18 protein-coding genes, 1 tRNA gene and 1 pseudogene are annotated in these 20162 nt (G+C 71.1%); 17 read left to right on the top strand and 3 right to left on the bottom strand.

Annotated elements, in window-relative coordinates; translation table 11 throughout:
- Positions 1–19 precede the first annotated feature (19 nt).
- From FFA01_RS13590 to FFA01_RS13520, 16 genes and pseudogenes are all read left to right on the top strand, one after another.
- Positions 20–931, top strand: a complete 912-nt coding sequence (locus FFA01_RS13590; RefSeq protein ID WP_146856725.1) for a ParA family protein — start codon at positions 20–22, stop codon at positions 929–931.
- Positions 915–1757, top strand: coding sequence for a segregation and condensation protein A (locus FFA01_RS13585; protein ID WP_146856724.1), 843 nt, complete (start codon positions 915–917; stop codon positions 1755–1757). Before FFA01_RS13590 ends, FFA01_RS13585 begins: the two co-directional genes overlap by 17 nt.
- Positions 1747–2379: an SMC-Scp complex subunit ScpB gene (gene scpB / locus FFA01_RS13580; protein WP_146856723.1), complete on the top strand. Its 633-nt coding sequence runs from the start codon at positions 1747–1749 to the stop codon at positions 2377–2379. Before FFA01_RS13585 ends, scpB begins: the two co-directional genes overlap by 11 nt.
- Positions 2369–3151: pseudogene (locus tag FFA01_RS16335) on the top strand (pseudouridine synthase); the annotation flags it as partial. The gene scpB and the pseudogene FFA01_RS16335, both read left to right, overlap by 11 nt.
- 1424 nt (positions 3152–4575) lie before the next feature.
- Positions 4576–5700 carry a prephenate dehydrogenase gene (locus tag FFA01_RS13570; protein ID WP_244289858.1) on the top strand — a complete coding sequence of 375 codons (1125 nt, stop codon included), beginning with the start codon at positions 4576–4578 and terminating at the stop codon, positions 5698–5700.
- Positions 5697–6488, top strand: a complete 792-nt coding sequence (gene cmk, locus FFA01_RS13565; protein ID WP_146856722.1) for a (d)CMP kinase — start codon at positions 5697–5699, stop codon at positions 6486–6488. The genes FFA01_RS13570 and cmk overlap by 4 nt, the downstream gene beginning before the upstream one ends.
- A 72-nt stretch (positions 6489–6560) precedes the next feature.
- Entirely contained in the window at positions 6561–8009 is a 1449-nt protein-coding gene (der, locus tag FFA01_RS13560) for a ribosome biogenesis GTPase Der (protein WP_371859218.1), read from the top strand.
- Positions 8010–8364: 355 nt separating this feature from the next.
- Entirely contained in the window at positions 8365–8745 is a 381-nt protein-coding gene (locus tag FFA01_RS13555; RefSeq protein WP_146856720.1) for a hypothetical protein, read from the top strand.
- Positions 8742–10484, top strand: a complete 1743-nt coding sequence (locus FFA01_RS13550) for a hypothetical protein (protein WP_146856719.1) — start codon at positions 8742–8744, stop codon at positions 10482–10484. Before FFA01_RS13555 ends, FFA01_RS13550 begins: the two co-directional genes overlap by 4 nt.
- Positions 10481–11005, top strand: coding sequence for a hypothetical protein (locus tag FFA01_RS13545; protein ID WP_146856718.1), 525 nt, complete (start codon positions 10481–10483; stop codon positions 11003–11005). Before FFA01_RS13550 ends, FFA01_RS13545 begins: the two co-directional genes overlap by 4 nt.
- A gap of 138 nt (positions 11006–11143) precedes the next feature.
- Entirely contained in the window at positions 11144–11665 is a 522-nt protein-coding gene (locus FFA01_RS13540) for a hypothetical protein (RefSeq protein WP_146856717.1), read from the top strand.
- Positions 11666–11764: 99 nt separating this feature from the next.
- Positions 11765–12328 (top strand): hypothetical protein, encoded by a 564-nt coding sequence (locus FFA01_RS13535; RefSeq protein WP_244289854.1) that lies wholly within the window; start codon positions 11765–11767, stop codon positions 12326–12328.
- A gap of 44 nt (positions 12329–12372) precedes the next feature.
- The gene (locus tag FFA01_RS13530) at positions 12373–12816 is read left to right on the top strand and encodes a MarR family winged helix-turn-helix transcriptional regulator (protein WP_146856716.1); all 444 of its coding nucleotides are present in this window, start codon (positions 12373–12375) and stop codon (positions 12814–12816) included.
- A 565-nt stretch (positions 12817–13381) separates the two neighbouring features.
- Positions 13382–14824 (top strand): MATE family efflux transporter, encoded by a 1443-nt coding sequence (locus tag FFA01_RS13525; protein WP_146856715.1) that lies wholly within the window; start codon positions 13382–13384, stop codon positions 14822–14824.
- Positions 14825–15146: 322 nt separating this feature from the next.
- Positions 15147–15287, top strand: a complete 141-nt coding sequence (locus tag FFA01_RS16010; RefSeq protein WP_167627391.1) for a hypothetical protein — start codon at positions 15147–15149, stop codon at positions 15285–15287.
- Between the two features lie 308 nt (positions 15288–15595).
- Positions 15596–16501 carry a glycine betaine ABC transporter substrate-binding protein gene (locus FFA01_RS13520; RefSeq protein ID WP_146856714.1) on the top strand — a complete coding sequence of 302 codons (906 nt, stop codon included), beginning with the start codon at positions 15596–15598 and terminating at the stop codon, positions 16499–16501.
- A gap of 59 nt (positions 16502–16560) precedes the next feature.
- On the opposite strand, the gene FFA01_RS13515 is transcribed toward FFA01_RS13520, so the two are convergent.
- From FFA01_RS13515 to FFA01_RS13505, 3 genes are all read right to left on the bottom strand, one after another.
- Positions 16561–17388 carry an ABC transporter permease gene (locus tag FFA01_RS13515; RefSeq protein ID WP_182501161.1) on the bottom strand — a complete coding sequence of 276 codons (828 nt, stop codon included), beginning with the start codon at positions 17386–17388 and terminating at the stop codon, positions 16561–16563.
- Positions 17389–17441: 53 nt separating this feature from the next.
- Positions 17442–18509, bottom strand: a complete 1068-nt coding sequence (locus FFA01_RS13510) for an aliphatic sulfonate ABC transporter substrate-binding protein (RefSeq protein ID WP_146856713.1) — start codon at positions 18507–18509, stop codon at positions 17442–17444.
- Between the two features lie 152 nt (positions 18510–18661).
- Positions 18662–19537, bottom strand: a complete 876-nt coding sequence (locus FFA01_RS13505) for an ABC transporter ATP-binding protein (RefSeq protein WP_146856712.1) — start codon at positions 19535–19537, stop codon at positions 18662–18664.
- Positions 19538–19799: 262 nt separating this feature from the next.
- Here FFA01_RS13505 and FFA01_RS13500 point away from each other — a divergent pair.
- Positions 19800–19876, top strand: a tRNA-Pro gene (locus FFA01_RS13500).
- Positions 19877–20162: the final 286 nt, after the last annotated feature.

The raw sequence follows: 20162 nt of genomic DNA, 5'->3' as shown, positions 1-20162 counted from the left end.
TCGCCGTTAGCATCGTCGTGTGAGCACCAAGCCGACCTCGAGCACCCCCACCCTCTTCGAGAGCGCTCCGTCGACCCCGACGTCGACGGGGCCGGTCAACGGCCCCACCGGCCGACCGCGCACCGAGTTCGCCGTGCCCGAGCCCCTGACCGGCCACGGCCCCGCCCGCATCATCACCCTCTGCAACCAGAAGGGCGGCGTCGGCAAGACCACGACCACGATCAACCTCGGCGCCTCGTTCGCCGAGTACGGCCGCCGGGTGCTGGCCATCGACTTCGACCCGCAGGGCGCCCTGACCGCGGGGCTCGGCGTGCAGGCGCACGACCAGGCGACGATCTACGACCTCATGATCGGCACCGAGCGCGACGCGCACGAGGTCATCGTGCCGACCCGCGTCGAGAACCTCGACGTGATGCCGGCGAACATCGACCTGTCGGCGGCCGAGGTGCACCTCGTCAACGAGGTCGCCCGCGAGCAGATCCTCGCCCGCATCCTCCGCCAGGTGAGCGACGAGTACGACGTCATCCTGATCGACTGCCAGCCGTCGCTCGGTCTGCTCACGGTCAACGCGCTCACCGCGGCGCACGGCGTGCTGATCCCGCTCGAGTGCGAGTTCTTCGCCCTGCGCGGCGTCGCCCTGCTGGTCGAGACCATCGAGAAGGTCCGCGACCGGCTCAACCCGGCGATCACGCTCGACGGCATCCTGCCGACCATGTTCGACTCGCGCACCCTGCACAGCCGCGAGGTGCTCGAGCGCGTCGTCGAGGCCTTCGGCGACCAGGTGCTCGAGACCGTCATCGGCCGGACCGTGAAGTTCCCCGACGCGTCCGTCGCCGGCACGCCCATCACCCAGTTCGCCCCCGAGCACCCGGCGGCCCAGGCGTACCGGCAGTTGGCCCGAGAGCTGATCGCGCGTGGTGCCGCGGCCTGACAGCAGCGTCGCGACCGGCGCCTCCTCGACTCCCGATGCCGTCGGCGCCGGGTTCGAGGTCACGCTCACCAACTTCAGCGGGCCGTTCGACCTGCTGCTCACGCTGATCGGCAAGCGCGAGATGGACGTCACCGAGGTGGCGCTCAGCGCCGTCACGGACGAGTTCATCGCCTACCTCCGGCGGGTCGACACCGACGAGAACCTCGACCAGGCGAGCGAGTTCATCGTGGTCGCCGCGACGCTGCTCGACCTCAAGGTCGCCGGGCTGCTGCCGCAGGGCGAGCTGGTCGACGCCGAGGACGTCGCCCTGCTCGAGGCGCGCGACCTGCTCTTCGCCCGGCTGCTGCAGTACCGCGCCTTCAAGCAGGCCGCCGAGTGGTTCGGCGAGCACGGCGCCAGCGAGGCCGCCCGTCACGCGCGGTCGGTCCGCCTCGAAGAGAAGTACCGCGTCACGACACCCGAGCTCGTCTGGACGCTGAGCCCCGACGACTTCGCGGCGCTCGCGACCCTCGCGCTCACCCCGCGAGAGATCCCCACCGTCGGCCTCGACCACCTGCACGCCCCGCTGGTCAGCATCCGCGAGCAGGCCGCCGTGGTCGTCGCGATGCTGCGGCAGGCCGGGGTGCTGACCTTCCGCGAGCTGGTCGCCGGCATCGAGGTCAAGGGCGTCGTCGTCGCGAGGTTCCTGGCCCTCCTCGAGCTGTACCGGCACGCGACGATCTCGTTCGAGCAGGTCGAGCCGCTCGGCGAGCTCAGCGTCCGGTGGACGGCCGAGACCTGGACGGACGACGCGCTCGCCGCCCTGGGAGCCGACTATGAGGGCTGACCCGACCCGCGCCTCCTCGGCGGACGCGTCCGAGACCGACCCGTCCGGCGACGACCGGGCGCACGACGCCGCCGTGCCGATCGCCCGCTCGCTGGAGGCGATCCTCATGGTCGCCGACGAGCCGCAGTCGCTCGTCTCGCTCGCCACCGCGGTCGGCGCCCCGACGGCGGCGGTCCGTCAGGCGATCGAGTCGCTCGTGGCCGACTTCGACGGCGCCGACGGCGGCACCCGGCGCGGTTTCGAGCTGCGGGAGGTCGGCGGCGGCTGGCGATTCTACGTGCGCGAGGAGTTCGACCCGGTCGTCCGCGATTTCGTGCTGACGCAGAACCCGACCAAACTGTCTCAGGCGGCTCTCGAGACGCTGGCGGTCATCGCCTACAAGCAACCCATCACCCGCAGCAGCATCGCGCAGATCCGCGCGGTGAACGTCGACTCGGTCGTCCGCACGCTGCTCGGGCGCGGTCTCGTCACCGAGTCGTCCACCGACTCCGAGACCGGAGCCATCACCTACGAAACGACGGAACTCCTGTTGACCCATCTCGGCATCAATTCACTGGACGAGCTGCCCCTCATCTCGCCCCTGCTCTCTGACGGTCGCGGAGGTTTCGACGATGTCGCCTGACAACGAGTCCGAACTGCCCTCGGGCGAACGCCTGCAGAAGGTCATGGCCGCGGCGGGCGTCGCGTCGCGCCGCGTCTCGGAAGACCTCATCGCCGCCGGCCGCGTCACGGTCAACGGCAAGGTCGTCACCGAGGCCGGGCGTCGCATCGACCCCGAGAAGGACAAGGTCGTCGTCGACGGCACCGCGGTCCAGCTCGACGCGAGCCGCCGCTACGTCATGCTGAACAAGCCCGTCGGCGTGGTCAGCACCCTGAGCGACGAGAACGGCCGGCCCGATCTGCGCCAGTTCACGAGCGAGTTCGAGGAGCGCCTGTTCAACGTCGGGCGCCTCGACTCCGAGACCTCGGGTCTGCTCCTGCTGACCAACGACGGCGAGCTCGCGCACGTCCTCGCCCACCCGTCGTTCGGCGTCACCAAGACCTACATCGCCAAGGTGCGGGGCGTCATCACGCCCGCCGTCCTGGCGCAGCTGCTCTCGGGCGTCGAGCTCGACGACGGGCCGATCGCGGCCGACAAGGCCGCCCTGGTCGGCGGCGGGGCGGGCCTCTCCCGCTCGAACGACTCGTCGTTGATCGAGATCACCCTGCACTCCGGCCGCAACCGCATCGTCCGTCGCATGCTCGAGGCGGTCGGCCACCCGGTCATCGACCTCGTGCGTCGGTCGTTCGGCCCGCTGCACCTCGGCACGTTGAAGGTGGGCCACATGCGCTCGCTGAACAAGGCCGAGCTCGGCGCCATCCTCACGATCTCGCGCGACGCGACCCCCTCGCCGCGCGTCGACGCGGCACCGGTCACCGAGAGCGCCGACGCGCCGGTCGACGAGGCCGACGTGGTGGAGGTCGCCCTCGACGAGACCGAGGTCGAGAAGGAGTACTACGACGAGGACGACGAGGAGTTCGACCCCTCGACCGACGCGCGCGACGAGAAGCGCCGCCGCGGTCCGTCCGGCTTCAAGGGCGACACCGGTGCCGCGACCTCGCGTCGCGCCGAGGTGCGCCGGCAGCAGGCGGGACGCCGCGAGCAGCGCGACGACCGCGGGGCGCGACCCGCTCGTGACGACCGCGGCGGACGCCCGGCTCGTGACGAGCGTGGCGGCTACGGCTCGCGTGACGACCGTGCTGCTCGTCCCGCTCGCGACGAGCGAGGCGGCTACGGCTCGCGTGACGACCGAGGCGCTCGTCCCGCTCGCGACGACCGCGGCGGCTACGGCGCGGACCGGGGAGGCGCGGCGCGAGGCGGCTCCGCCCGTGACGATCGCGGGGGCTACGGCGCCCGCGGCGGTTCGGCCCGTGACGACCGTGGAGCGCGTCCTGAGCGCGGTGGTTACCCCGCCCGCGGCGGTTCGGCCCGGGACGACCGGGGAGCGCGTCCTGAGCGCGGCGGCTACCCCGACCGCGGCGGACGACCCGACCGTGGCGGTTTCGTGTCGCGCGACGACCGTGGCGGACGGCCTGAGCGTGGCGGCTTCGTCTCGCGGGACGACCGCGGTGGGCCCGGTGCTCGCGGTGGTGCGCCCCGTGGCGGCGACCGACCGCTGACGCCGGGCGAGGAGCGCGCGGCGGGTTACCCGAACCGCGACCAGAACCGCGATCCGCGCACCGGACGCCCGTCGGGCGTGCGAGCCGGCGGCCCCGGTGCGGGCCGCGGCGGACGCGAGGACCGCAGCCGCGACGACCGCGCGCCCCGAGACCGCGACGAGCGCGGCGGGTACCAGGGTCGTGACGACCGTGGCGGGTACCAGGGCCGCGACGACCGTGGTGCACAGCGCGGCGGCTATCAGGGTCGCGACGACCGTGGCGGAGACCGCGGCGGCTACCAGGGTCGGAACGACCGTGGCGGCTACCAGGGTCGTGACGACCGCGGCGGCGACCGTGGCGGGTACCAGGGTAGAGACGACCGCGGTGCACAGCGCGGCGGCTACCAGGGTCGCGACGAGCGCGGCGGAGACCGCGGCGGCTACCAGGGCCGGAACGACCGTGGCGGCTACCAGGGTCGCGATGACCGTGGTGGCGACAGCCGCGGCGGTGACAGCCGGGGTCGCGACGACCGCGGCCGTGGCGACGACCGCCGCGGTGGCGGCCCGCGCGGCGGCGACCGTCCGTACAAGCCCCGTGGCGACGACGGAGGGCGTGGTCCTCGCGGGGGTGGGCGTCCGTGACCGAGCCGACCCGCGCCTCCTCGGCTGACGCGGGCGGCATCGCCGACCAGCTCGACGCCCACGACCTCGCCGAGGGCAGCCGTCGGCTGTCGGGGCAGGTGCGGATCGTCGGTTCGGGTCTGCTCGGCACCAGCATCGGCCTGCGGCTGCGCCAGCACGGCGTCGACGTCATCCTCGACGACGTCTCGCCCGCTGCCCGCAGCCTCGCGATCGACTACGGCGCCGGACGGCTCCCGGCCCAGGGCGACCAGCCCACGCTCGTCGTCGTCGCGGTTCCCCCGGACGTCACGGCGAGCATCGTCGCGCGGGAGCTGCAGGCCCACCCGGAGGCGCTGGTCACCGACGTCGCGTCCGTCAAGGTCGCCCCGCTGGTCGAGCTCCGCGCCCTCGGCGCCGACGTCTCGCGCTACATCGGCTCGCACCCGATGGCCGGCCGGGAGCGCGGCGGCGCCGTCTCGGCCCGTGCCGACCTCTTCATCGGACGCCCGTGGGTCATCGCCGGGCACGACGACATCAGCTACCGACGAGCCGCGGCCGTCGAGGACCTCGCCCTCGACCTCGGAGCGACGCCCATCGAGATGACCCCCGACGAGCACGACGCCGGCGTCGCGCTCGTCAGCCACGTGCCGCAGGTGGTCGCCAGTCTCATGGCGACCCGCCTCGCCGCGGCTCCCGACGCCTCCCTCGAGCTCGCCGGACAGGGGGTCCGCGACGTGACCCGCATCGCGGCGAGCGACCCGGCGCTCTGGGTGCAGATCCTCGGGGCGAACGCCTCGCGCGTCGTCGACGTGCTGCGCGAGCTCCGCGTCGACCTCGACGGGGTCATCGACGCGCTCGACGCCCCCGAGGCGCCCGGCGCGCGGCGTGCGGTCGCCGAGGCGATCGGCGCCGGCAACGGGGGAGTCGCGCGCCTCCCCGGCAAGCACGGCTCGACCACCCAGTTCAGCTCGGTGATCGTGCTCGTCGACGACACCCCGGGACAACTCGCCCGCCTGCTCACCGAGATCGGCGAGATCGGCGTCAACCTGGAAGACCTGCGCCTGGAGCACTCGCCCGGCGCCCCGGTAGGACTCGCGGAGGTGGCCATCGTGCCCGACCAAGAACAACGACTCGTCGCCGAACTCGAGCGACGCGGCTGGACCGTGGCGGGGGCGTTCGCATGAGCGGCCTCGGAGACCCCTCGGTCGACGTCGAGCGCTCGCCCGGCGAGCACGGCGTCGGCGGACCCGCGGGCGAGGCGCACACCGCCGACCTCCGCGAGAAGACCGCGGAGGCCGTCCACCGCCACATCGTCGTGGCCGTCGACGGACCGGCCGGCAGCGGCAAGTCCAGCGTGAGCCGCGCCTCCGCGGTCGCCCTCGGCTTCGACTACCAGGACACCGGCGCCGCCTACCGCGCCTTCGCCCTGCACGCTCTGCAGAGCGGCGTCGACCTCGACGACGCCGACGCGATCGTCGGAGCGCTGCCCTCGTTCCGGTACGCGATCGGGATCGACCCGGCCCGCGCCTCCTCGGTGACCGTCGACGGCGTCGACGTGAGCGACGAGATCCGGACGCCCCGGGTGACCACCGCAGTCAGCCACGTGGCCAAGCTGCCCGAGGTGCGCCGCTACATGGTCGACCTCTTCCGGCGCATCATCGCGTCGACCGACAGGCCCGGCATCGTGACCGAGGGCCGCGACATCACCACGGTCGTCGCACCGGACGCCCAGGTCAGAATCCTGTTGACCGCGAGCGAAGAGGCTAGAATGGCCAGGCGTTCGGCCGAGGTCACCGGGCAGAGTGCCGACGAGACAGCTCGGCAGCTGGCGACCCGAGACCGGCTGGACAGCAAGGTCGTCGACTTCATGACCGCCGCCCCCGGCGTGTCGACCGTCGACTCCACCCACCTCGACTTCGACCAGACGGTGAACGCCGTGGTCGAGCTCGTGCGAGCGAGCACCCCCTCTTAATAAGGAATCCCGATGGCAGACGACGACAAGTACCCCGAGCTCGACGAGCAGATGGTCGGCCGCATCCAGGCGATGCCCGACGAGGACGCCGACCAGCGCGCGCGTGCCCTCCGGGCCGGTCTGGCCGACTACGACCTCGACGACGAGGACGTCGACGTCCTCGAGGGCGCCGAGTGGGACCCCGACGCGCTCACCTACGCCCCGGCCCTGCCGGTGCTCGCCATCGTCGGTCGCCCGAACGTCGGCAAGAGCGCCATGGTCAACCGGATCCTCGGGAGGCGCGAGGCCGTCGTCGAGGACAAGCCCGGCGTCACGCGCGACCGCGTCTCGTACAAGGCCGAGTGGGGCGGGCGCCGCTTCACCCTCGTCGACACCGGCGGGTGGGAGCCCGACGCGATCGGCATCGACAAGTCGGTGGCGATGCAGGCCGAGATCGCCGTCGACCTGGCCGACGCCGTACTGTTCGTCGTCGACGTCAACGTCGGAGCGACCGCGACCGACGAGGCCGTCGTGCGGATGCTGCGCGCGTCGCACAAGCCCGTGATCCTCGTCGCCAACAAGAGCGACGACGCCCGGAAGGACCTCGAGGCCGCGTCGCTGTGGTCGCTGGGTCTCGGCGAGCCGTTCCCCGCATCGGCGCTCCACGGCCGCAACGTGGCCGACCTGCTCGACCTGTGCATGACGAAGCTGCCCGCGGTCTCGACCGTGGCCAAGGAGGAGATCGGGGGCCCGCGTCGCGTGGCGATCCTCGGTCGCCCGAACGTCGGCAAGAGCTCGCTGCTGAACAAGGCCGCGGGCGAGGAGCGCGTCGTCGTCAACGAACTCGCTGGCACCACCCGCGACCCGGTCGACGAGCAGGTCGAGATCGCCGGGCGGGTGTGGACCTTCGTCGACACCGCCGGCATCCGCAAGCGCGTCCACCTGCAGCAGGGCGCCGACTTCTACGCGTCGCTGCGCACCTCGGCGGCTCTCGAGAAGGCCGAGGTCGCGGTCGTCGTGATCGACGTCACCGAGCAGATCTCGACGCAGGATCTCCGCATCATCGACCTCGTCCTCGAGTCGGGCCGTGCGCTCGTGCTCGCGTTCAACAAGTGGGACCTCCTCGACGACGACCGCCGCCGCTACCTCGAGCGCGAGATCGAGCAGGACCTCGACCACGTGTCGTGGGCGCCCCGCGTCAACATCTCGGCGCGTACCGGCCGTCACCTCGAGAAGCTCGTGCCCGCCCTCGAGCTGGCGCTCGAGTCGTGGGACACCCGCATCCCCACCGGCAAGTTCAACGCCCTGCTGGCCGAGCTCGTCGCCGAGCACCCGCACCCGCTGCGGTCCGGCAAGCAGCCGCGCATCCTGTTCGGCACCCAGGCGGCCAACCGTCCGCCGACCTTCGTGCTCTTCACGACCGGGTTCCTCGACCCGCAGTACCGCCGCTTCATCACGCGCCGCCTGCGCGAGATCTTCGGCTTCGAGGGCACCCCGATCACCGTGAACATGCGCGTGCGCGAGAAGCGCAAGCGGCCGTAGGTCGTCGGGCTCGGGCTGGGGCTGGCGGCTGGGGCTCGGGGCTGGGGCTGCGGGCCTGGCCTACGGGCTGGGGCTGCGGGCCTGGCTTGCTCGGCGGTTCGGTCTCGGTCTAGGCCTGCGGGCTCAACCTGGTCGCCGGTTCCGTCTCGGCCTGCGGATGACGTCTCGATGCCCGGTGTGGTTCTCCACACCGGGCATCGTCGTGTCCGGGGGCGGGCCCTCCACCGCCGGCGGTCGGCCGCCCCTGCTCGTCTCCATGATGATGCATTTCCTCACGATCGTTTTCCCTTGCTAGTGTGATCGACATCACGTGCGATATGGGCACGCGAGCGGGCGAGCGAGGGTGAGGGTGCGGGTGGCGGATCTCGAGGTCGACGAGTCGGCGTTGTCGGCTGTGGCGTCGGCGGTGTCGGCGGCGCGATACGGCATCGGGTTCGATCCGGAGGTGACGCGGGGCACGATCGACGCGGTCGGCGTGGCAGGGGTGGCCGAGGCTATCGACGACACGACGAGGGCGTTCGCGCGACGAGCCGAGCTCCTCGCCGACGCGCTCGAACGGCTGCGCGGGTTCCCGGCGGTGTTCGTCCGGGAGTTCGCCGTGACCGAGACGATGCTGGTGGCGGGGGTGCGTGCCGGTGCTGCGGCGGCCGGTGGTGCGGCTACGGCGGCGGGTGCTGCGGGTGCGGGTGCGGGTTCGGCGTCGGGGGCGGCTGGTGTCGGGGGTGAGGGGCGGTGAGTGCCGTGGGCGTCGCCGGGGGACCCGGTGCGGGTTCGGTGCAGTCCATCGGTCGGGCGGCGTCGGCGCGGTCGCAGAAGGCGGACGACCTCGAGCGCGCGGCCTTCGATCTCCGGCGGGCGGCCGACTGGGCGGCCGGGTCGTGGAAGGGTCGATCCGGCGAGGCGTTCGTCGCGTCGACGGCGGACGTCGCGGCCGAGCTGAGGGGGCTCGCCGCCGGTCTCGAGCATCAGACGTCGACGCTGCAGACTTACGGTCGCGCGGTCGAGGCGATCCAAGCTGAGGTGAGAGTGCTGGAGGCGCGGCGCACGATGGCGCAGACGTCGCTGGCTCTCGCCGCGGCGCACGTCGAGGCCATCCGTCGTGAGGCCGAGCACATGGTGGCGGCCGATCCCACCGGTCTGGCCTCGGAGGAGGAGTACCGCCCAGGCGAGAAGTCGATGTGGGAGAGGCGGGCCGACGAGGACCGACGCGAGCTGCTCTCGGTCGATCGCGCGTGGGACGACCTCGTCGAGGAGAGGGCCGTGGTCGATCGCCGGTGCGTCACCGCGCTGGACGATCCCGTCGTCAGGGGCCGCCTTCCGTCCATCAGGGAGGCGGCGGTGGCGACTGCGTCGCCCGAGCAGCTGCTCGCCCTGCTCGGAGGCCTCTCGAGGACAGATCTGGCTCTGCTGCTGCAGGATCACCCGGAGCTCGTCGACGTGGCGTTCCGGGCCGACCCCGAGCGGGTGCGGGCGTGGTGGGACGAGCTCGGGCGCGGATCGGTCGACGGCGACGGGATGACGGCGGCTCAGGCGGCTCTGATCGCCGGAGCCCCCGCCATCATCGGCGCCCTCGACGGGGTGCCGCCGGTGGCGAGGGTGCTGGCGAATCGACTGAATGCAGAGAGGCGGATCGACGAGATCGATCTGCTGCTCGCCGGGAGGTCGACGCGGGGTGCGTCGACCGTCGGGGAGGACGCCGCAGGGCTGATGCGGGAGCGCGCCTATCTCGCTGGGGCGGTGTCCGAACCGCCCGTGGTGCAGCTGTACCTGTTCGATCCGGCGGCGGATCGCATCGTCGAGATGATCGGAGAATGGGGCGCGACGACCAGCTCGATCATCACCTATGTACCGGGGACGGGCGCGAGGCTCGATTCGTTCTATGGGGATCCGCGTGAGGTGCAGCAGGTGTCGGACTGGTTCGCCAGCCGGGATGAGGGATACGTCTCTTTCGTCTACAAGGACGGCCGGTTCCCCCAGAACCTGCTCGAGGCCAACCTGCCGGCGCGCGCTCTGCCGACGGGTGCCCAGCTGGCGTCCTTCCAGGCGGGTCTCCGGCAGTCGTACGACCCCGGTCAGATGAACGAGATCGCGATAGGACACAGCTGGGGGCTCGCGAACGTCACGTCGTCCGAGGTGGCGGGTGCGCGGTACGACCATGTGGTGTCGCTCGCCGGGGCGGGGATGCCCTCGGCCTGGGAACCCCGCGACGGTACGACGTACTCGGACTACCGCTACCTCGACGCGTTGCATGTGGCCCAGTGGACCGGCCAGGTCTGGAACGGCAAGAACCCCGGCCAACACTGGGCCTTCGAGCGGGACGGGCTGTTCTCGGGCCCGGACGACCACGAGCTCGCATTCACGAGAGACCTCGAACGGAAGGCGGAGATCCTGGTGGAGAACCACACGTTGATCGCGAGCAGCAGCGCTGAGAATCAGCAGGCCCTCCGCAAGATCCTCTGGAGGATCACTTCGTGAAGGCCCTAGTCCGAGGCGTTGCCGTGCTGCTCGGCGGACTGGTGTTAGTCCTTTCCGGCTGTGCTGTCGACTACGCACCCAAACCTTCGCCGTCACGATCTGGAGTCCTTGTGTTGACGCTATCTGAAGCCAAAACGACCGCGCAGGCCATCGAACTCGAGCTCAGCGCACTCGTCCCGTCGCCCCTAGTGGCGGCCATCGCACAGACCAGCCGAGGCAGCCTGCTCGACTGCGCCTCAGGAGGAAGCCACTGGTCCGGACACACCCGGGTCGACTTCATCGGCCCTATCGATACCGCGCAAGTGCTCGAGGCCGGGGCCCGCGCGTGGAACGCGCGGGGCGAGCCCTGGCACGCGTCGGTCGAGGACATCGTCGAAGCGGACTTGATGCTCGTCGTGCGGGGGCCGGGCGATTCCCAGTATCTGATGTCGACGTCGTCGGATAAGACCTATGCGCACATCGATTCCTTCGCTCCATGCGTCGAGGTCCAGCCCGGCGAGGTGCGAGGGCCGTTCTATTAGGAGGTGACTCCGGTGGGCGATCGCTTGCGCAGACGTCGAACGAAAGGCGGAGACCTTGGTGGAGAACCACAGATTGATCGGGAGCAGCGATACGGCGAACCTGAAGGCGCTCGAGGCGATGTTTCGAAGGGTGCGGAGATGAAGCGGATCATCCTGCCTGCGGTGGCGATTCTTCTGACGGTCAGCGTGGCCGTGAATGGATGCTCTGCCGCCGTCCAGGAACAGCCGGACGACGTTCGAGAGGAAAGCATCACCATGAAGCTCCCCGAGGCGAAGCGGATCGCACAAGACATCGCGATCGAGGTCGTCGCGGTGGTCCCGCGACCGCTCATCAGCACCGTCGAACAGAAGCCCAAGGGAAGCCTGTTGTCCTGCTCGAACGGAGGACATCATTGGGCTGGTCACACGACCGTCGAATTCGTCGCGACCCTTGACGCCGTCCCGGTCTTCGAAGCGGGTGTCCGGGCATGGAACCAGCGAGAGGGGTGGCACGCGGAGCTCGACTACATGTTCGATCGCTCTCCGCAGTTCGTGCTGACGGGACCGGGGGATTCCGTCTACCTGATGTCGATGGACCCCGACCTCGGTTCGGCGCACGTCTCGTCGTTCTCGCCGTGCATCGAGGTGAAACCGGGCGAGGTGAGGGGGCCGTTCTACTGAGGCGGGGGAACAGCGCGGGGACGAGGGGGTGTGGGGCGCGGGGAAGGGCGGGGATAGGGCAACATTGATCCTCGTGAAGCGTGACGACGAGGTGCGAGGGTGACGGGCGCCGGCCTGTGGCACCGCGCCTCCTCGGGCATCGGACTGTCGGCGGCGGCCGACCGGGTATGGCAGCGGCTGCAGCTCGACCGATTCGCCGGCGGGCGGCACGCGGGTTACGTCATCCACGAGGACATGCGCGAGCATCCCCGCACCGTGCGCAGCTTCCGTGGCATCCGCTGGCTGCTGTTCGGCGAGACCGTCGTCGGCCTCACCGCGATCTTCATCGCCGCCGTGCTCACCAGCCGCGGAGAGCACGTGCCCTGGGCCGTGTGGTTCCGATCGACCGTCGTGCTCTTCATCACCGCGTCGCTCTACGTCTTCGCCTGGCGCGCCCAACTCGGCTACTACTGGGCGTACGCGCGCCTTCGGCTCTTCAGCCGGATCTTCCCGATCGTGACCCTCGTCATCGCCACCATCCCGGGGCTCTACCCCGGCTGGATGGTCGTCGAGCAGATCGTCTTCTCCCTGCTCATGATCGGCATCGGCGACCTGCTCACCAGCGACCACATGCGCGCCGCCTTCCCGAAGCAGGCCAGAAACACCGCGTCCGATCCCGAATAGTTCGAGGCTTGACAGTTTGAGATCTAACAGTTAGGTTTCTGATCATGGACATCGAGGAGTACACGGCCACGACCAACCTCGGCCTCCTCCGCTGGGTCGCCTGGGCCCAGCGCAAGGCGGGCGATGACTGGGTCAAGAGCCGTGAGCTCAGTCCTGAGCAAGCCTTCGTGCTCGGATACCTCGCGAAGAGTCCCGGCGCCATCCAACGCGACATCGCCGAGATGACCCGCACGAGCGCGGCGAGCGTCTCGAGCCTCCTGCAGGGGCTCGAACGCCGCGACCTGATCGAACGTCGCACCGAGAACGGCGACGAACGACGTAAACGCGTCTACGCGACACCCGGCGGCATCGAACTCATCTCGGGGTTCGACGAGGCCATGATCGCCGCCGACGAGACCATCCTCGCCCCGCTCGACCAGAGCGAGCGCGACACTCTCCACGCCCTGCTGACGAAGATCACGTCAGCGCTGCCCCGCCCCAGCCGATAGGCCGCATCGGGTCGCGCGCTCGGGCGTCGCTCGGCCACCGCACCGGCTCTCGTCCACTGCACCACGTCTAGACCTGGTGCCGTGTGCGAGACGCGGTGCGATGGCCGAGGATCGCGCTGACCGTGAGCAGGCCTGCCGGACACCCCGCCGGGTGGCGGCCTGACACCGGGCCGTGCGTGCCGCCGTGTCCGCACCGCGTCTCGGGCACTGCACCGCGTTTCGAGCACTGCACCGCGAAGAGACGCGGTGCGGTGTACGGAACACGGTGCGGACGCTGCACCGCGTTTCGAGCACTGCACCGCATTTCAGGCACTGCACCGCGCTTCGAGCACTGCACCGCGAAGAGACGCGGTGCGGTGTACGGAACGCGGTGCGGACGCTGCGCCGCGCCTTGAGCTGGTGCAGTGCGCGAGACGCGGTTCGGTGCACGGAACACGGTGCCGGCGCTGAGCCGCGCCGAGACGCGGCGGCACGGTGCGGCCGACGTGACCCGCGCCTCCTGAACTCCCCTCGCCGTGCCGGCGTCCGTCGGCGCGCGCTCGCGCCTGCCCTGAAAGGACGTCCCATGACCAACGCCTCCACCTCCACCTCCTCCGCCCCCACCGTCGGCAGCAACCGCTGGTACCTGTCGGCGGCGCCCATCGTCCGAGCACTCGTCCACCTCTGCGTGCCGATGGCCGCCGCGATGATCGTCGGTGCGGTCTACAACGTGATCAATGCGGGCTTCATCGGCTCGCTGCACGACACCTCCCTGCTCGCCGCGATCACCCTCGGCACCCCGCTGCTCGGCCTCGTCATGGCCGTCGGAGGCGTGTTCGGCGTCGGCGGCGGCGCCCTCATCTCGCGACACCTCGGCGCGGCCGAGCACGACGCGAGCGAAGCAGAGCGGATCAAGCACGTCTCGTCGTTCGCACTGTGGGGTGCCGTGATCGTCGGAGCGGTCATCGGCGCGGCCGGGCTCGCTCTGCTGCCGTCCGTCGTGACCCTGCTGGGAGCCGACGGGGCCGCCGTGCCCGCGACCACCTCCTACGTCGGAGTGATGCTCGCCTTCGTGCCGGTGCTCGCCGCCTCGTTCGCGCTCGAGCAGATCGTGCGCGCCGAGGGCGCGGCCCGTCAGGCGATGACCGGGTTGATCCTGTCGACGGTGGCGAACGTCGTCCTCGACGTGCTGTTCATCCTCGTGCTGCACTGGGGAGTGGCCGGCGCCGCGCTCGCGACGGGGCTGGCGAACGTCGCCACCATCGGCTACTTCGTCACCTGGCTGCAGCGCACCAGCGAGAACGTGAGCCTGTCGCCGCGCTGGTTCACGCTCTCGCCCGCCGTGCTGAAACCCGTCTTCGGCGTCGGGTCGGGCGAGCTGATCCAGTCGGCGTTCCTGATCGTCACCACGCTCGTCCTGAACAACCTGGCCTCCGCCTATGGGGATGGTGCGCTCGCCGCGATGGGGGTCGCCGTCCGCATCGCGCAGGTGCCGGAGTTCCTGGTGATGGGCGTGACGATCGGGGTGCTGCCGTTGCTCGCCTACTCGTTCGGCAAGGGCGACCGGGCACGGTTCACCTCGGCGCTGCGGGCGTCGGCGGTGACCGTCGGGGGCATCGTGCTGATCTTCTCGACGACCGTGTTCCTGCTGCGCGATCAGGTGTTCTCCGCCTTCTCGGACGACGGATCGGTGCTCGCCATCGGCGTGACGATCCTCACGGCGCAGCTCGTGGCGACGATCGTGAACGGTTTCACCGGGCTGATCACGTCGGTGTTCCAGGCCACGGGCAGGGTGCTGCCCGCGATCGTCCTGTCGATGGCGCAGGGGGTCCTGTTCGTCCCGATCGTGCTGGTCGGCGACGCGTGGTTCGGGCTGGGCGGGATCGTATGGGCGCTCACCGTCACGGAGGTGCTCGTGTTCGCGGTCGGGGTCGTGATGTGGCTGGCATCACGGGCGGCGATCGAGGAGGGGCTGGCGGCGGGGAGCGTCGAGCGGGCCGAGGCGGCGCTCGACGGCGCGGGGGCCTGAGGCGGCGCGGCCGCTCTGAGGGTGGGGAGGTGCGGGGTGCGCTGGGTGGGGAGGTGCGGGGTGACTTAGGTGGGGAGGTGCGGGTGCGGGTGCAGGTACGGGGGTGCGGCAGTCCGGTTGGTGGCTCGGGCATCGCGCCAGGAGATGGGCACGGCGCCAGAATCAACCGTGGTGCGGTGCCCATCTCGTGGCGGCGTGGCGGCGTGGCGCGCGGCGGCGTGGCGGCGGGGGAGCGGGGAGGCGACGGGTGTCGATTAGCGGGGCGCGCCTCCTCGGGCTAGCGTTGATGCGGCACCGACCGACACCCGCACCCGGAGGACTCATGGCACAGCGCGACCCGTTCGCCCCCGCCGTGGTCGTCGAACCGATCGACGGCGTCGACGTCCGGCCTCGCCGCCGCGGCTGGGCGCTGGTCTGGTCGCGCAGCACCGTGCACTTCGGCGCCGTGTCGCCTACCCGCTGAACCACGCTCGACGGGAGTGACGGTGCCGGCCGGCACCGCGCCTCCTTCGTCCCGATGCGGGGTGAGCGGCTGACGTCGCGCTCTTGCATCCGACCACCGCGGCCGGCCGGCGTGCGCGATCGTCGCGACGCGTCCGTGCCGCTCCGGCGTGCGACGGGCCGTCCGTTCGTCACCGCCTGCACTCCCTCCCACCGCCGGGCCGGGGTCGCGCTTCGCCGCGCGAGCCTGCGCCCGGCCCCTCCCTCCCACCGCTGGGCCGGGGTCGCGCCTCGCCGCGCGAGCCTGCGCCCGGACCCGAAAGGACCACCGTGAAGAAGACCCTCCGCCTCGGCGCGCTCGCCGCACTCGGCACCGCCGCCCTCGCGCTCACCGCCTGCTCGCCCGCCGGGCCGCCCACCGCCGAGCTCGACAACGGCGATCAGGGCGAGATGACGATCGCCGTGTTCGCGGGCTGGCCCGAGGGCATCGCCGTGTCGCAGCTCTGGCGCGCTGTGCTCGAGGACGAGGGGTACGACGTGACGCTCACCGACGTCGACGTGGCTCCCGGGTACGCCGGCGTCGCGTCGGGCGACTACGACATGGTGATGGACTCGTGGCTCCCCAACACCCACGCCGACTACGTCGACCGCTTCGGCGACGACCTCACCGACCTCGGCGCCTGGTACACCGACGCCCGCAACACGATCGTGGTGAACGACGATGCTCCGATCACGTCCCTCGACGAGCTCGCCGACAACGCGGACCTGTTCGGCAACACGATCGTCGGCCTCGAGCCGGGCGCCGGACTGACCCAGATCACGGAGGAGCAGGCGATCCCGACCTACGGCCTCGAGAGCATGGACTTCGTCACGTCGTCGACGGCGGCGCTGCTGACCGAGCTGAAGGCGGCCACCGACTCGGGCGAGAACGTGGTCGCGACGCTGGCGCGGCCGCACTGGGCGTACGACGCGTTCCCGATCCGCGACCTCGAGGACCCGGAGGGCGCCATGGGCCCGGCCGAGGAGATCCACACGATGGCCAGCTCCACCTTCGACGACGATTTCGCGACGGCCAGCGGCTGGATGCGCGACTTCGAGATGAGCGAGGACGACCTGCTCTCGCTCTGCAACCTCCTGTTCAACGGCGACGCCGCGGCCGGCGACGACTACGAGCCCGTCGTCCGCGGCTGGATGGACGAGCACCCCGACGTGGTGGAGGCGCTCACCGCGTCGTAGGTTCCGCGGGGGTTCTCGGGTGCACGGGGCGGCAGGCAGGGCGAGCTCGCGCCGCGCCCCTACCGCCAGCGGCGGAGCGCCACGCGCTGCACCACGTTCAGCACGGTGTCGCTGAGCGTCCCGAGCAGCGCCAGCAGGATGATCGCCAGGAAGATCCGGTCCACGCGCCCGTTCGACTGCGACTCGGTCAGCAGGAACCCGAGTCCCATCGACGACGCGATCAGCTCCGCGGCGACCAGGAACAGCCACGCCTGAGCGAGCGCCAGCCGCAGCCCCGACACCACCGAGGGGATGACGGCCGGCAGCTGCACCCGGGTGAACAGCGACACGCGGCGCAGCCCGTACGCCCGCCCGGCCTCGACCAGCTGCGGGTCGACGTGCCGCAGCGAGCCGGCGACGGTGGTGAACACCGGGAACGCCGCGCCGATCGCGATCAGCGTGACCTTGGAGTCCTCGCCGATGCCGAGGTACAGGATCAGCAGCGGCACCCAGGCGAGCGACGGCACGGCGCGCACGGCGGCGATCGTCGGAGCGAGCAGCGCCTCGCCGACCCGCGAGAGCCCGACGACGGCGCCGAGCACGAGACCGATCGCCGCGCCCACGGCGAACCCGATCAGCACCCGCTGCACGGAGATCGCGATGTACTGCCCGAGCTGGCCGGTGGCGGCGAGCTGCACGCCGGCGGTCCAGACGTCGAGCGGAGACGGGACGCGATAGCTCGGCACGCCGCCGACCGAGGTGGCGAGCAGCCAGGCGGCGAGCACGGCCGCGGGCAGCAGCACCCCGAGCAGTGCCAGCGGGGGACGTCGACGACGGGACGGGGCCGAGGAGGTGCGCCGCGCCTCCTCGGGGACGGTCCCGGTGCCGGTCGTGGTCGCGTTCCGCACCGCCTGGCGCGCGTCGGCTTCGCGGTCGTTGCCGTTGACGAGAGGGGGGAGGGTCACGACGGGTCGGCCTCCTCGGCGAAGGAGGGCTCGAAGAGCGAGTCGAGGGCGGTGTCGACGTCGTCCTGCGAGGCGACGTCGCCGGTCTCGACGAGCACCGGGGCGATGACCTCGAGCACGGCCTGCTGGTCGGCTCCGGGCACGGGGTCGACGTCGAAGTGGGTGCGGTCGAGCACGGTGGTGGCGACGGCGGGGTCGATGCCGGCGGCCTCGGCGAGGATGTCGCGGGTCTCGTCAGGGTTCTCCTCGGCCCAGGCGCGCGCCTTCTCGTAGGCGTTCACGACGACCTGGGCGACGTCGGGCGACTCGTCGAGGAACGACTCGGTCGCGTTCAGGAACCCGTAGCTGAGGAAGTCGACGTTGCGGTAGATCAGCTTGGTGCCGGACTCGGCCTCGCTGGCGGCCATGATCGGGTCGAGGCCCGACCAGGCGTCGACGCTGCCGTTCTCGAGGGCGGCGCGGCCGTCGGCGTGCTGCAGGTTCTCGATGGTGACGTCGGAGGCGCTGAGGCCGGCCTCGTCGAGGGCCTGCAGGAGGAAGAAGTAGGGGTCGGTGCCGGTGGTGGCGGCGATGGTCCTGCCCTCGAGGTCGGCGACGTCGGTGATGTCGCTGTCGCCGGGGACGACCAGGGCGGACCACTCGGGCTGCGAGTAGATGTCGATGGTCTGGATCGGCGAGCCGTTGGAGCGGGCCAGCAGGGCGGCCGAGCCGGCGGTCGAGCCGACGTCGACGGCTCCGGCGCGGAGCAGCTCGTTGGCCTTGTTGCTGCCGGCGGACTGGGTCCAGGTGACGTCGACGTCGTCACCCAGCGCCTCCTCGATGAAGCCCTGGTCCTTCACGATCAGGCTGAGGGGGTTGTAGGTGGCGAAGTCGATGTTCAGGGTGTCGGTCGACCAGGCGCCGCTGCTGCTGCCGGTGCTGCCGGAGTCGGCGTCGGCCGCGTTGCCCTGGGCGTCTTCGCCGGCGACGCAGCCGGTGAGGACGAGCGTCGTCGCGGCGGTCAGGGCGAGGGCGCCGGCCCAGGAGGTGCGGGTGCGGCGGGTGGGGGAGGTGCGGGTCGTCATCGTGTCGTCTCCGTGCTGTCGGGGGCGGTGCGTGGGCGGGTGGTGGGGAGCTGGTGGGTGCGGTGCGGGGTGCGTGGTGCGGGTGCAGGAGGTCGGGTGCGGTCGGCGCGGCTATTACGCATGGATGCGTAAGAGCGGTGCGACGCGGCGAGTCACGGGCTGTCGATGCCGCTGCCTCCGCCGGCGGTGCTGCGGACGACGCCGAGGTCGGCGAGCAGCTCGTGGCGGAGCTCGATCAGAGCGGGGTCGTCGCGGTCGCGGCGGCGCTCGCCGGGGACGCGGACGATGCGGCGGATGCTCGTGGGGACCGGCCCCGTGCCTCCTTCGCTGCCGTCTGCCGTGGTGGGCGTGCCGCCCGCGCGCGCGAGGTCGTCGAGGAGGACGATGCGGTCGGCGAGGTAGAGGGCCTCGTCGACGTCGTGGGTGACGAGGATGACGGTGGTGGGCAGCTCGTCGTGGACGTCGAGGAGGAGGTCCTGCATGCGGAGCCGGGTGAGTGCGTCGAGGGCGCCGAACGGCTCGTCGAGCAGGAGGACCTTGGGTTCACGGGCGAGGGCGCGGGCGAGCGAGGTGCGCTGGGCCATGCCTCCGGAGACCTCGCGGGGGCGGAGGTGGGCGGAGGCCCTCAGACCGACGAGGTCGAGCAGCTCGGTGACGCGGGTGCGGTTCTCGTCCTTCGTGGGCTTGCTGCCGTCGGTCTTGCGTTTCGGGAGGCCGAGGGCGACGTTGTCGCGGATGGTGCGCCAGGGCAGGAGGCGCGGCTCCTGGAACGCGATCGCGCATCGTTGGTCGGCGAGCCGGCTGGTGGAGTCGTCGATGACGACGCTGCCGCTGTCGGGCACGTCGAGTCCGCCGATCTGACGCAGCAGCGTCGACTTACCGCAGCCGCTCGGCCCGAGCACGGCGACGATCTCGCCGGCTGCTACCTCGAGGTCGACCCCGCGCAGCACGTCGCGCGCGAACCGTCGCCCGACACCGCGGACCGAGATCGGCAGGGCGCGGGAGTCGGTGATCGCGGTGGTGGGCATGCCCCGACGCTAGGTGGCCGGGGGATTTGTCGCTTGGCGGGCGTAACGCGGCGCAACGTGGGGTGTCTGGTGGCGGTGTGTTGACGTGGACCGGGTTGCACTGGATGGTGTCGTGATGAGGCGTGTGTGTCAGGCTCCGGTCGACCGGCTGCGACTCGTTCGTGTCTCGCGTGGCGCGAACCGCCTCGACGATCCGCTATGCTGGTCAGGTTGCCTCGGTCGGGGCAACACCAAGGAATCGGTTGCTCAGCAACAGTTTTCTCGGGCTGTGGCGCAGCTTGGTAGCGCACTTGACTGGGGGTCAAGGGGTCGCAGGTTCAAATCCTGTCAGCCCGACCATAGAGAAAGCACTTGATGAAAAGGTATCTTGAAGAGGTCGTGATATCGGTGATCGCGCCGGTCTAGTACCCGCAATTAACCCCGCTGAAACCCCTTGACTCAAAATGGTGCCAGGCTTCACCTGTTTCCCTACACCCGCACACGTCTCAGGACGAGCCGGTCAATCCCGGGAATGGGATCGTGTCAGCATCACCAACTCCCATGATGGGATTGGTGGCTCTTCAGTGGGCATCACATGGGCGGCACGAAGGGAGTGGGTCGTCGACGACGGGCAGCCGCCCCCCCC

Origin of the sequence: Frigoribacterium faeni, assembly GCF_007988805.1 — a bacterium.
GTDB classification, from domain to species: domain Bacteria; phylum Actinomycetota; class Actinomycetes; order Actinomycetales; family Microbacteriaceae; genus Frigoribacterium; species Frigoribacterium faeni.
Note: the sequence above shows the minus strand (reverse complement) of the source record. Positions and strands in the feature narration are given on the sequence as shown.